Source organism: Colwellia maritima (genome assembly GCF_022669015.1).
Classification (GTDB): domain Bacteria; phylum Pseudomonadota; class Gammaproteobacteria; order Enterobacterales; family Alteromonadaceae; genus Colwellia; species Colwellia maritima.
Map to the genome: position 1 here is coordinate 988,496 of NZ_JAKKSL010000001.1, position 13,357 is coordinate 1,001,852.

The following is a 13,357-nucleotide window of genomic DNA, read 5'->3' on the forward strand; positions in this document are numbered from 1 at the left end:
GAACTAGATGAGCGGCTGTATCAATATTACGTTTATAAAACATAAACTGGTGGTTTCATAATGTATGCATCCTGTTTTACCCGGATCTATCGCTAAATCAGCATACAAGCAATCTTCTGCTGATATACCTGCTTCCATGTGGGCCGGAAAATTTTCTTTTTTTGCTTGCTTTATCGCTTTATGACTAACACAAGCAAATACGCCAGGGTGACCATAAAATACCGCCGTGACTTTTTTGCCTGCACGTACTTCGGCTAGTATGGCGTTAACCATTTCCTTGTAAGTAATATTACGATTTTTACCTTCTTGATAGTAAGGTTGCAAGCTACGAACATCTTCATGCATTTCCTCTACCCAACGTTCGGTGATACCTGTAGACATTAATGAAAAGACCACATCAGCTTGGGTAATATAACTACGTGAAATAGGGCTAATATGGGCACCCAAAGTCATACCCGTACCAACACATACTAAACTACCAAACATATAGATAACCTTTACTCGTGTTTAAGGCCTTTTTTACATGGCTTTAATTGTTATTTATCATTTTCACAAGCAGCAACCATACCCCATTTTATTTTTTTTGCAAAAGAAGTAATAAAACGAAGTGATATTTATCACTAAAAACACCAATGGGTTGTTCAAAAACTGTTCACTTCAATGGTTTGGCAAAAGTCAATATTAAAAAGGCAAAAAAAAATAAAATTTGTTCAAATTCTAGGCTTTTCAATTCATAAAAAAACACGTAAACTTAGCGCCCTTTTGCAGTGGTGCTTAAAAAATAATCAGCTTATAAAGTGATTTTCGTGGTGATGCGTTGAAAATAGGTTCATATCAATTTGACAGTAACGTGTTTCTTGCACCGATGGCAGGAATTACCGATCAACCTTTTCGGGAATTATGTTGTCGGTTAGGTCCGGATTGGCTGTATCTGAAATGGTGTCGTCAAACCCGATGGTATGGAATACCGATAAGTCAAGACTGAGAATGATTCATAGCCAAGAGGCCGGTATTCGTAGTGTGCAAATTGCGGGTAGTTGTGCTGATGAATTAGCTTTTGCTGCTCAGATGAATGTTGAAAATGGTGCACAAATTATTGACATTAATATGGGCTGTCCAAAAAAAGTAAATAAAAAATTAGCGGGCTCTGCTCTATTAAGAGAGCCAACACAGGTTGAACAAATTGTAAAAGCTGTGGTGAACTCGGTTAATATCCCTGTTACGTTAAAAATTCGCACTGGTTGGTGCGAGAATAGCCGCAATGGAATAGAAATAGCTAAAATTGCTCAAGACAATGGTATTGCTTCGCTTGCAGTACATGGTCGTACCCGCAATGACTTTTATAAAGGAAATGCTGAGTATGACACGATAAAAGCAATTAAAAAGGCTGTTTCAATTCCTGTTGTGGCAAATGGCGATATAACCTCAGTAGAAAAAGCTGAGCAAGTATTAAGCTATACCGGAGCTGATGCCATTATGATCGGCCGAGGTGCTCAAGGGCGACCTTGGATTTTTCGAGAGATTAATCATTTTTTGAAAACAGGTACCAAAATGACTGCCCCCTCAGTGACTGAGATACGTTCAACTTTACTTGGACATGTAATGGAATTGCATCAGTTTTATGGTGACTACATGGGCGTGAGAATCGCTCGTAAACACGTGTCTTGGTATATCCATGCTCTTGCTTTATATGGTTATGAGCTAGAAAATGGTTTGTCTGCGCAATTTGCAGGTGAGCAAGGCAAGGTTTTAAGAACTACTTTTAATGGTTTATCGTCAACAAGTGAACAACTTGAGGCGCTAACCCTTTGTTTTGATCAATTTGCTCATTAGTGAGCAATTGGTTGTTTAATTTATATTAATAGAAAGAGTTGTACATTATGTTCGAACAAAATATTTCTTCTCCGTTTATCACTGGTGATATTCAAACGCAAACTAAAACGTCTCCATTACGCACACAAGCTAAAATAGCGATTAACAATTATTTAAAACAATTAAATGGTAACGATGTTGATGACATGTACGACCTAGTATTAAGCGAAATTGAAGCGCCAATGTTAGAAGAGGTAATGATGTATACGCGCGGCAATCAAACAAGAGCTGCAAACTTATTAGGTATCAACCGTGGCACCTTGCGTAAAAAATTAAAAAAATATGGTATGAATTAGACCAAAGCATTTTTCTAGAAAGCACCCTCGGGTGCTTTTGTTGTTTTTAAACTAATCTAAATTTTCATGTAGCTATGCAAGTTAGTGCTATCAGTTAATGGTAATAGGCTAGCAGTAGGCTACAACTAAAAAGGTAAATATAATGGATACTCCACGTCCAATTAAACGCGCACTGTTAAGTGTTTCCGATAAAACAGGTATTGTAGAATTTGCTCGTCGTTTAAGTGAAAAAGGTGTTGAGCTACTTTCAACAGGTGGCACCGCTAAATTATTAGCTGCTGAAAGCATCCCTGTAACTGAAGTCTCAGATTACACTGGTCATCCTGAAATTATGGATGGTCGAGTTAAAACATTACATCCCAAGGTACACGGCGGTATTTTAGCGCGTCGCGGTATAGATGAAGCAGTAATGATTGAGAATAATATCAGTGCGATTGATATGGTTGTGGTGAACTTATACCCTTTTGCTAATGCAGTAAGTGACGAAAACTGTACCCTGGAAAATGCCGTTGAAAATATTGATATTGGCGGACCAACTATGGTACGTGCGGCAGCTAAAAACCATAAAGATGTGGCCATTATTGTTAATACGAGTGATTACGATCGTGTTTTAGCTGAAATGGAGGTTAATGAAAATTCACTAACTTATAAAACACGTTTCGATTTAGCTATTGCTGCTTATGAGCATACGGCAAGCTACGATGGCATGATAGCTAATTATTTTGGTAAAATGTTACCTGCATATGGCGACAAAGCAGCCGCCCCTTCATTTGAAGAGAAGGCTAAATTCCCACGCACATTCAATAGTCAATTTATCAAGACTCAAGATTTGCGTTATGGTGAAAACTCTCATCAAGATGCGGCATTTTATGTTGAAGCAAACCCTGAAGAAGCTTCGGTGTCTACTGCCAAACAGCTGCAAGGAAAAGCATTATCTTATAACAATATTGCTGATACGGATGCAGCGCCGAATGTGTAAAAGAGTTTGATGAACCTGCTTGTGTGATTGTAAAACATGCAAACCCATGTGGCGTTGCCATCGGAGATGATATTTTAGCTGCTTATGAAGGTGCTTATAAAACAGATCCAACATCAGCATTTGGCGGTATCATTGCTTTTAACCGTGAGTTAGATGCAGGCACTGCTGAAGCGATAGTTTCTCGTCAATTTGTTGAAGTAATTATTGCACCAAGTGTTTCAGACGCCGCAGCACAGATTATTGCCGGAAAACCTAACCTTCGTTTATTAGCATGCGGTCAATGGCACGCCAAAACTACTGGTTTTGATTTCAAACGCGTTAATGGTGGTTTGTTAGTACAAGATACTGATCAAGGCCGTGTAACAAAAGACGAATTAACTGTTGTGACTAAACGTCAACCTACAGCTGATGAAATGCGCGACTTACAATTTTGTTGGAAAGTAGCAAAATTTGTAAAATCTAATGCGATTGTTTATGTCAAAAATAGCGCAACCATTGGTGTTGGAGCTGGTCAAATGAGTCGGGTATACTCTGCAAAAGTGGCAGGAATTAAAGCGGCTGACGAAAACCTAGAAGTGAAAGGCTCAGTGATGGCATCAGATGCATTCTTCCCGTTTCGCGATGGTTTAGATGCTGCAGCAGAAGCAGGTATCACCGCAGTAATTCAACCTGGTGGTTCAATGCGAGATGATGAAGTGATTGCTGCCGCAGATGAGCATGGTATCGCCATGGTCTTTACTGGCATGAGACATTTCAGACATTAATTACGAAGATTTACGCTTGTTTTAAAGCAAAATACGTTCTCAAGCAGTGTTGATTTATTTACTTACAATGAAAATGAGTATTTGAATAAAATCCTCGCTGCTTGTTTATTTAAAATCTGCTATAAATAGTGTTCTTTTAGTAACTTAATACAGTGAATGGAAATATTATGACTCAGTTGAAAAGTTTGAAATCCGTATTTTGCTCGATAGTAATCACAGGCGCACTTAGTTTAAGTGCGTTTACTAGCGCTAACCTTCATGCTCATGCCCATCATGAACATAATAATGAAGCACTTGAACTAGCGGTTGCAGGTGAGCATCGCTCAGCTCAAAATAAAGCGAGGGATCAATATCGTCATCCCATTGAAACTTTAGCTTTTTTCGGTTTTAAACCAGAAATGACTGTGGTTGAAATTACACCAGGTGGTGGTTGGTATACCGAAATTCTAGCGCCGGCTCTAAAAGGAAAAGGCAAACTTTATGGTGCCCATTATCCAGATACAGGTGAAGATAATTATTATTCTAATTCGCGTAAGCAATTAGTAACAATGCTTGCCTCAAACCCTGTTTTTAGTGAGGTTGAACTGACCGATTTTGTACCTCGTAAGCCAAGTGTTTTAGCGCCTCCGGGTAGTGCTGATTTAGTGTTAACTTTTCGGAACTTACATAACTGGAAAGATGAAGGTGTAGAGCAAGCATTTAAAGATGCTTATAAAGCGCTTAAAGCGGGTGGTGTACTTGGCGTGGTTGAACATAGATTACCCGCAGGTGTAGCGCCTGAAAAAGCAGTAGGATATGTATCAGAATCTAATACAATTAAGCAAGCTAAAGCCGCGGGTTTTCGTTTTTCGGCGCCAGTGAAATTAATGCTAATCCAAAAGATATGGCTCAACATCCTAAAGGTGTATGGACGTTACCGCCAGTTTTACGTTTAGGCGAGCAAGATAAAGATAAATACTTAGCGATTGGCGAAAGTGATCGCATGACTTTAAAGTTTGTAAAGCCGGAAAATAGTAGCTTTAGCGACTTTAAAAAGCAAAATAAATAATAGGAAAAAACATGAAAATTTTAGTTATAGGATCAGGTGGCCGTGAGCATGCCCTAGCATGGAAAGCGGCACAATCTAGTCAAGTTACTAAAGTCTATGTAGCGCCTGGAAACGCAGGCACCGCAACTGAAAATAAAGTAGAAAATATCGCATTGGATATCAGCGACAATAAGGCACTAGTGACATTTGCTCAAACTGAAGATGTTGCATTAACCATTGTTGGTCCGGAACAACCGCTAGTTGATGGTGTAGTGGATGCATTTCAAGCGCGAGGTTTAGCCATATTCGGTCCAAGTGCGAAAGCAGCGCAACTTGAAGGGTCAAAATCGTTTACTAAAGATTTTTTGGCACGTAATAACATACCGTCAGGTAGTTATGCTAATTTTACCGAAGTAGAACCAAGACTTGCTTATGTGCGAGAACAAGGAGCCCCTATTGTTGTTAAAGCGGATGGCTTAGCAGCGGGTAAGGGAGTTATTGTTGCCCTAACGTTAGCGGAAGCTGAAGATGCCATTCAAGATATGCTTGCAGGCAATGCCTTTGGTGATGCAGGACATCGGGTTGTTATTGAAGAGTTTCTTGAAGGCGAAGAAGCAAGTTTTATCGTAATGGTAGATGGTAAAAATGTTTTACCTATGGCAACTAGCCAAGATCATAAACGTGCCTTAAATGGGGACTTGGGACCTAATACGGGGGGAATGGGCGCTTATTCTCCTGCACCGGTCGTTACTCCTGAAATTCATGATCGTATTATGTCAGAAGTTATTATGCCAACCGTCGAAGGAATGGCTAAAGAAGGGGCGCCTTACTCAGGTTTCCTTTATGCCGGTTTGATGATTTCTGAAGATGGTACTCCGAATGTCATTGAATACAACTGTCGTTTTGGTGACCCTGAAACACAACCCATTATGATGCGTTTACAATCTGACATTGTAGAGCTTTGTTTAGCGGCAACTCGTGGTGAGCTTGATAAAATCAACGTTGTGTTTGATAGCCGTGCTGCAGTTGGTGTAGTGCTAGCTGCTAAAGGTTATCCGGCAAGCTACCCTAAAGGTGATGTAATTTCTGGGCTTGAAATTAACACTAATTCTTCTGCTAAAACTTTTCATGCGGGTACTAAGTTAAACGAGCAAGGTGAAGTAATAACAAATGGCGGTCGTGTATTGTGTGCGACGGCTTTGGGTAACACTGTAACCGAAGCGCAACAATTAGCGTATGAGCTACTGCATCAAATTAGTTGGGAAGGTGTCGAATTTCGAACTGATATTGCTTACCGTGCTATTGCACGAGAACAAGAGAACAGTTAATTTTTATAAAAACAAATTCGTGAAGGTTGATAATTAAGGTTATCAACCTTTTTTTATTTGTTTTTTACCGACAATAAAAAACCCACCGAAGTGGGTTTTTATATTAACAACATAGTGTTAATTATTTTTTAGCAGCAGCTTTTGCAGCTTTTACTTCAGCAATTACTTCTTCCGCTACGTTATTTGGACAAGGTAAGTAATGAGAGAATTCCATAGAGAATTGACCACGACCTGATGTCATTGTACGTAGAGATCCGATGTAACCGAACATTTCTGACAGTGGTACGTCAGCTTTGATACGAACACCAGTAACACCTGCTTCTTGGTCTTTGATCATCCCACGACGACGGTTTAAATCACCAATAACATCACCAACGTGATCATCAGGAGTAAACACATCAACAGCCATAATAGGTTCAATTAACTGAGCACCCGCTTTTGGAATTGATTGACGGAAAGCGCCCTTAGCAGCGATTTCAAAAGCAACAGCAGATGAATCGACAGCATGGAAACCACCATCAAATAATTCAACTTCAACGTCTAATACAGGGAAACCAAGAAGAACACCGGTATCCATCATAGACTTAAAGCCTTTTTCTACAGCAGGGAAGAATTCTTTAGGTACGTTACCACCAACAACTGTTGAAGTGAAAACAAAGCCTGAACCTGGTTCACCAGGACGGATACGGTAATCAATTTTACCGAACTGACCAGAACCACCTGATTGTTTCTTATGTGTGTAAGAATCTTCAATCGCTGTAGTAATTGTTTCACGGTAAGCAACTTGTGGTTTACCTACTTGTAAATCGACACCGTATGTACGCTTAAGGATATCAACTTTGATATCTAAGTGAAGCTCACCCATACCACGTAAGATTGTTTCACCTGAATCGATATCAGTTTCAACTTGGAACGTTGGATCTTCTGCCACCATTTTACCAATAGCGATGCCCATTTTCTCAGAACCACCTTTATCTTTAGGGGTTACAGAAATAGAAATTACAGGTGCAGGGAAAACCATGGCTTCTAACGTACATGGGTCTTTAGGATCACATAATGTGTGACCGGTTTGAACGTTCTTCATACCAACAATAGCTAAGATATCACCGGCTTGTGCTTCAGAAAGCTCAGTACGGTCATCTGCTTGCATCTCTACCATACGACCAACACGCTCAGTTTTACCTGTAAACGAGTTTAAGATGGTATCACCTTTTTTAAGCTTACCTGAGTAGATACGGATGAAAGTAAGAGCCCCAAAACGGTCATCCATAATTTTGAATGCTAACGCTTTGAATGTTTCTTTAGTATCAACAATGGCAAACTTGCCTGTTGGTTCACCTTCTTCATCAGTTAATGGTTGAGGATTAACGTCAGTAGGGCAAGGTAAGTAATCAACAATAGCATCTAGAACCAGTTGCATACCTTTGTTTTTGAATGCAGAACCACAGTAGGTAGGGAAGAACATTAATTCATTAGTACCTTTACGGATACACGCTTTAATTTGCTCTTCAGTTGGTGTTAATTCACCTTCCAAATAGTCCATCAATAAATCTTCATCTGCTTCCAAAGCAGTTTCGATTAATTGTTCACGGTACATAGCCGCATCATCTATCATATCAGCAGGAATATCTTCAATAGTATAATTTTCTGGTAAACCTGTTTCATCCCAGATGTAAGCTTTTTGGCTTAATACATCAACCACACCTACGAAATCATCTTCTTCACCAATGGGTAAAGTCATAATAAGCGGGTGAGCACCAAGTACTTTTTTAACTTGGTCAGTTACGCGGTAAAAGTTAGCACCTAAACGGTCTAACTTATTAACGAAGATTAAGCGCGCTACTTTAGAGTCGTTTGCATAACGCCAGTTAGTTTCTGATTGTGGCTCAACACCACCACTACCACAGAACACACCAACACCACCATCAAGAACTTTAAGTGAGCGATATACTTCTACTGTGAAATCAACGTGACCAGGAGTGTCAATGACGTTCAAACGGTGGCCTTTCCATTCACAGGTAACCGCAGCAGACTGGATAGTAATACCACGCTCAGCTTCTTGTTCCATGAAGTCAGTTGTTGACTCACCATCATGTGTTTCACCGGCTTTATGGATTTTTCCGGTTAGTTTAAGGATACGTTCAGTTGTTGTGGTTTTACCCGCATCAACATGAGCGAAAATACCAATGTTTCTGTATTTAGCTAAATCTGCCATTACTTTACTCTACTTAGTTTAAGGTCTATCCCACTTTTTCTTCTTAAACTTAGGATAAGCTAAGAAAGAACAAAAGTAGAACTGTTGAAAATTTGCGCGCGAGTATACCATTACTCAACAAAGATCGATAGAAAATTGGCAAATAAATTGTAAATGATGACAAAAGAACAATAGCTCTGCTTATATATAGATAAATAAGTATAGTTTATAGGTAAATGGGTAATTTTTAGTAACTAGCGGATTATTAAGAGAGTTGGTTAAAGTAAACAACATTTTGAGTTTAGCTTGACTTCACGCTTAAAAACCTAAATTACAGCAGCATTAATTTAAGTTAGTACTAAGTTAAGTCTGAATTAGGTTGAATTAGGTTAAGCAGGGCTGATAATACAAAATATTAATCAAGTTATTCTGTTTTATATAGGGGGAATTGAGTGTATTGATGGAGGCGATGGTTATCGTCGAAGTTTGATGTGGAATTGTAATATAGGTAAAAATAAATAATTACTTGCCCAAGTGGCAAAATCATGTATAATTCGCGTCCGCATTCGGTTCAAGGGAATGTGTGTTTGTTTTATGTGTTTATACTAATATAACAAACTAAGAGAACAGCTTTGTAGTTGTTTTCTTTTACAGCAGCGCTAATTTTGCGTTGAATGTTTATGTAATACACCCCCTTCCAAAGACATAAGGAAGCAGAGGGATGTATTTTTTTGTTCTTTTAAAAGGGGATTTGATACATGTCAAATCAAAGAATTCGCATTCGTTTGAAAGCGTTCGATCATCGTTTGATTGATCAATCTACAGCAGAAATCGTTGATACTGCAAAACGTACTGGTGCACAGGTTCGTGGTCCAATTCCACTTCCTACTCGCAAAGAACGTTTCACTATCTTGATTTCTCCACACGTTAACAAAGATGCGCGTGATCAGTACGAAATTCGTACTCACAAACGCATGATTGATATCGTTGAGCCAACTGAAAAGACTGTAGACGCATTAATGCGTTTAGATCTTGCAGCCGGTGTTGATGTTCAAATCAGCTTGGGCTAAGAGGAGTTTTAACAATGACTATAGGTCTAGTTGGACGTAAAGTGGGTATGACTCGCATCTTCACTGAAGATGGTGTTTCTACTCCTGTTACTGTTCTAGAAGTTGAAGCGAACCGTGTTGCTCAGGTTAAAACTGTAGACAACGATGGTTATTCAGCGCTTCAAGTTACCACGGGCAAGCGTAAAGCAAGCCGTGTTAACAAACCAAGCAGCCGGTCATTTCGCTAAAGCAGGCGTTGAAGCAGGTCGTGGCCTGTGGGAATTCCGCTTAAATGCAAATGAAGGTAGCGATATTGAAGGCGGCAGTGAAATCACTGTTGAGATTTTCAATGAAACTAAATTAGTTGACGTAACTGGTACCTCTAAAGGTAAAGGTTTCCAAGGTGGTATCAAGCGGAATTTCAGCATGCAAGATGCAACACATGGTAACTCAATTTCTCACCGCTCTAACGGTTCGTTAGGTCAGTGTCAAACACCAGGTCGCGTTTTCAAAGGCAAAAAAATGTCTGGTCACATGGGTTCTGTGCGCGTTACTACACAAAACCTTGAATTGGTTCGCGTTGACGCAGAACGTAACTTGCTACTTGTTAAAGGTGCAGTTCCGGGTGCTATCAACGGTAACGTAATCATCAAACCGGCTGTTAAAGCTTAGTCCAGGAGATTTTGTGATGGAATTATCATTAAAAGACGCATCAGGTGCTCTTGAAGTTTCTGAAGCAACTTTTGGACGTGAGTTTAATGAAGCTTTAGTACATCAAGTAGTAGTTGCTTATGCAGCCGGTGCTCGTCAAGGTACTCGCGCTCAGAAAACTCGTTCAGAAGTTAGCGGCGGTGGCAAGAAGCCATGGCGTCAAAAAGGTACTGGCCGTGCACGTGCCGGTACTACTCGTGGTCCAATCTGGCGTTCTGGTGGCGTAACATTCGCTGCTAAACCTCAAGATCACAGCCAAAAAGTTAACCGTAAAATGTATCGTGGTGCTATTGCTAGCATTCTATCTGAATTAGTTCGTCAAGAACGTTTAGTAGTTGTGAACGATTTTTCGGTAGAAACGCCTAAAACTAAAGACTTAGTTGCTAAGTTAAAAGGTTTAGAGCTTAAAGATGTATTGATTGTAACAAAAGAAGTTGACGAGAACTTGTTCTTATCAGCGCGTAACTTGTATAAAGTTGACGCAGTCGATGTACAAGCAATTGATCCTGTAAGCTTAGTTGGTTTCGAAAAAGTTTTAATTACTGCTGATGCAGTTAAAGAAATTGAGGGGATTTTAGCATGATAAACGAAGAACGTTTGTTAAAAGTGCTTTTAGCACCAAATATTTCTGAGAAAGCAACTGTAGCTGCTGAAGCAAACAACACTGTTGTTTTCAAAGTAACTACTGATGCAACTAAAGCTGAAATCAAAGCGGCCGTTGAGAAACTTTTTGAAGTTTCTGTTGTAGGTGTTAATACACTGAATGTAAAGGGTAAAGTAAAACGTACAGGTGCTCGTACTGGTCGTCGTAACGACTGGAAAAAAGCCTACGTAACTCTTGCAGAAGGTAGTGACATCGACTTCGTTGGCGCTGAATCATAGGAGTAGTTGAAAATGGCTATTGTAAAATGTAAACCTACTTCTCCGGGTCGTCGTCACCTAGTTAAAGTGGTAAACAAAGAGCTTCATAAAGGTAAGCCTTACGCACCATTATTAGACACTAAGTCTAAGTCTGGTGGTCGTAACAATAATGGTCGTATTACCGTTCGTCATATTGGCGGTGGTCATAAGCATCATTATCGTATTGTTGACTTTAAACGTACTAAAGATGGTATCCCTGCGAAAGTTGAGCGTTTAGAATACGATCCGAATCGTAGTGCTAACATCGCTTTAGTATTATACGCCGATGGCGAACGTCGTTACATCTTAGCCCCTAAAGGCTTAAGTCTTGGTGATACTATCCAGTCTGGTGTTGATGCTCCCATTAAAGCGGGTAATGCTATGCCATTACGCAACACACCACTAGGTAGTGTTGTACACGCAATTGAACTTAAGCCAGGTAAGGGTGCACAAATTGCACGTGCTGTTGGTACTTATGCACAATTAGTTGCGAAAGATGGTGCTTACGTTACTTTACGTCTTCGCAGCGGCGAAATGCGTAAAATAGAAGCTGATTGTCGCGCTACCTTAGGTGAAATCGGTAACTCTGAACACATGCTTCGCTCTCTAGGTAAAGCGGTGCTTCACGCCGGCGTGGTGTTCGCCCAACTGTTCGTGGTGTTGCCATGAACCCAGTTGATCACCCGCACGGTGGTGGTGAAGGTAAAACATCTGGCGGTCGTCACCCGGTATCACCTTGGGGTGTACCAACTAAGGGTTATAAGACTCGTTCGAACAAGCGTACCGATAAATTTATCGTACGTCGTCGTACTAAGTAATTAGTGCATTAAACTAAATACTCTAGATTATCGATAGTTAAATAGACTAATTCGGTAATTAGAGTACTGATAATTAAGGAATCACCATGCCACGTTCCCTCAAGAAAGGTCCTTTTATTGACCTACACTTGTTGACGAAGGTAGAGAAAGCGGTGGAAAGCGGGAATAAAAAGCCAATTAAAACTTGGTCCCGTCGTTCAATGATCATCCCAACGATGATCGGATTGACCATAGCTGTCCATAATGGCCGTCAACACGTTCCTGTATTTGTAACCGAAGAAATGATCGGTCACAAATTAGGAGAATTTGCACCAACTCGTACTTATCGCGGTCATGTCGCTGATAAGAAAGCGAAGAAGTAAGGGGAAGTTAGATGGAAGCAATTGCTATACATAAATTTGCCCGCGGTTCTGCACAAAAAGCACGTTTAGTTGCGGATCAAATCCGTGGCGTACACGTTGAGAAAGCTCTTGAAATATTAACTTTTAGCAACAAATCTGCTGCTCAGTTAGTTAAAAAAGTACTTAACTCAGCGATTGCTAATGCAGAACATAACGAAGGTGCAGACATTGATGAATTAATCGTTAAAACCATTATGGTTGACGATGGTCCAACAATGAAACGTATTAGACCTCGTGCGAAAGGCCGTGCCGATCGCATTATTAAGCGCACTAGTCACATTACTGTGATTGTGTCTGATTCTTAGGAGATATTAGTATGGGTCAAAAAGTACATCCTACCGGTATACGCCTAGGGATCACGAAACCTTTCGCGTCAACTTGGTTTGCAAATAGCAAAGATTTTGCTAATAACTTAGACGGCGACCATAAGGTTCGCGAATATTTAACAGAAAAGCTTAAACGCGCTTCACTATCTAAAGTAGTTATTGAACGTCCGACTAAATCTATCCGCGTAACAATTCACACGGCTCGTCCAGGTGTTGTTATTGGTAAGAAAGGCGAAGATGTTGAAAAATTACGTTTAGCAGTGTCTAAAATTCCGGCGTTCCTGCTCAAATCAACATTGCTGAAGTACGTAAGCCAGAAATGGATGCGCAGCTTGTTGCTGACAGTATTGCTAGTCAATTAGAACGTCGTGTTATGTTCCGTCGCGCTATGAAGCGTGCAGTTCAAAACGCAATGCGTTTAGGTGCTAAGGGTATCAAAGTTCAAGTTAGTGGTCGTTTAGGCGGCGCTGATATTGCACGTGCTGAATGGTATCGTGAAGGTCGTGTACCTTTACATACTTTACGTGCTGATATCGACTACGCCATTGCGCGTGGTGACACGACTTATGGTGTTATTGGTATTAAAGTTTGGATCTTTAAAGGTGAAATCATTGGTAAAATGCCACTTGTGGCAGAACAACCGAGCGGCTAAACCTAAAAGAAAGAACAACCGCAAAGCGAAGTAAGAGGAA

General features: G+C 40.2%; 9 protein-coding genes and 6 pseudogenes. 13 read left to right on the plus strand and 2 right to left on the minus strand.

Annotation, left to right across the window (positions count from 1 at the left end):
- Window positions 1-3: 3 nt before the first annotated feature.
- The gene (locus tag L3081_RS27985; RefSeq protein WP_338027117.1) at window positions 4-486 is read right to left on the minus strand and encodes an SAM-dependent methyltransferase; all 483 of its coding nucleotides are present in this window, start codon (window positions 484-486) and stop codon (window positions 4-6) included.
- 331 nt (window positions 487-817) lie between these two features.
- Here L3081_RS27985 and dusB point away from each other — a divergent pair.
- From dusB to purD, 5 genes and pseudogenes are all read left to right on the plus strand, one after another.
- Window positions 818-1,833: pseudogene (dusB, locus tag L3081_RS04920) on the plus strand (tRNA dihydrouridine synthase DusB).
- Between the two features lie 47 nt (window positions 1,834-1,880).
- A complete protein-coding gene (gene fis / locus L3081_RS04925; RefSeq protein WP_114325692.1) occupies window positions 1,881-2,168 on the plus strand; it encodes a DNA-binding transcriptional regulator Fis in 288 nt (95 codons plus the stop codon).
- Between the two features lie 142 nt (window positions 2,169-2,310).
- Window positions 2,311-3,911 (plus strand): annotated as a pseudogene (gene purH, locus L3081_RS04930) (bifunctional phosphoribosylaminoimidazolecarboxamide formyltransferase/IMP cyclohydrolase).
- Between the two features lie 167 nt (window positions 3,912-4,078).
- Window positions 4,079-4,959 (plus strand): annotated as a pseudogene (locus L3081_RS04935) (class I SAM-dependent methyltransferase).
- An 11-nt stretch (window positions 4,960-4,970) separates the two neighbouring features.
- A complete protein-coding gene (gene purD / locus L3081_RS04940; RefSeq protein WP_242283920.1) occupies window positions 4,971-6,266 on the plus strand; it encodes a phosphoribosylamine--glycine ligase in 1,296 nt (431 codons plus the stop codon).
- 121 nt (window positions 6,267-6,387) lie between these two features.
- Here the strand turns inward: purD and fusA are convergent, their stop codons facing one another.
- Window positions 6,388-8,481 (minus strand): elongation factor G, encoded by a 2,094-nt coding sequence (fusA, locus tag L3081_RS04945; RefSeq protein WP_242283922.1) that lies wholly within the window; start codon window positions 8,479-8,481, stop codon window positions 6,388-6,390.
- A gap of 737 nt (window positions 8,482-9,218) precedes the next feature.
- Between fusA and rpsJ the strand changes: the two genes are divergently transcribed.
- The 8 genes and pseudogenes from rpsJ to rpsC all read left to right on the plus strand — a co-directional run bounded on the left by rpsJ (window position 9,219) and on the right by rpsC (window position 13,351).
- The gene (gene rpsJ, locus L3081_RS04950) at window positions 9,219-9,530 is read left to right on the plus strand and encodes a 30S ribosomal protein S10 (RefSeq protein WP_118958508.1); all 312 of its coding nucleotides are present in this window, start codon (window positions 9,219-9,221) and stop codon (window positions 9,528-9,530) included.
- Window positions 9,531-9,544: 14 nt separating this feature from the next.
- A pseudogene (gene rplC, locus L3081_RS04955) lies at window positions 9,545-10,181 on the plus strand (50S ribosomal protein L3).
- Window positions 10,182-10,197: 16 nt separating this feature from the next.
- Complete coding sequence (gene rplD, locus L3081_RS04960) at window positions 10,198-10,803, plus strand: 50S ribosomal protein L4 (protein ID WP_242283924.1); 606 nt, start codon at window positions 10,198-10,200, stop codon at window positions 10,801-10,803.
- Entirely contained in the window at window positions 10,800-11,102 is a 303-nt protein-coding gene (gene rplW, locus L3081_RS04965) for a 50S ribosomal protein L23 (protein WP_242283926.1), read from the plus strand. The genes rplD and rplW overlap by 4 nt, the downstream gene beginning before the upstream one ends.
- Window positions 11,103-11,114: 12 nt before the next feature.
- Window positions 11,115-11,938, plus strand: a pseudogene (gene rplB / locus L3081_RS04970) (50S ribosomal protein L2).
- An 86-nt stretch (window positions 11,939-12,024) separates the two neighbouring features.
- Window positions 12,025-12,300: a 30S ribosomal protein S19 gene (gene rpsS / locus L3081_RS04975; protein ID WP_011041718.1), complete on the plus strand. Its 276-nt coding sequence runs from the start codon at window positions 12,025-12,027 to the stop codon at window positions 12,298-12,300.
- An 11-nt stretch (window positions 12,301-12,311) separates the two neighbouring features.
- Entirely contained in the window at window positions 12,312-12,644 is a 333-nt protein-coding gene (gene rplV, locus L3081_RS04980) for a 50S ribosomal protein L22 (protein WP_242283928.1), read from the plus strand.
- 11 nt (window positions 12,645-12,655) lie between these two features.
- Window positions 12,656-13,351 (plus strand): annotated as a pseudogene (gene rpsC, locus L3081_RS04985) (30S ribosomal protein S3).
- Window positions 13,352-13,357: the final 6 nt, after the last annotated feature.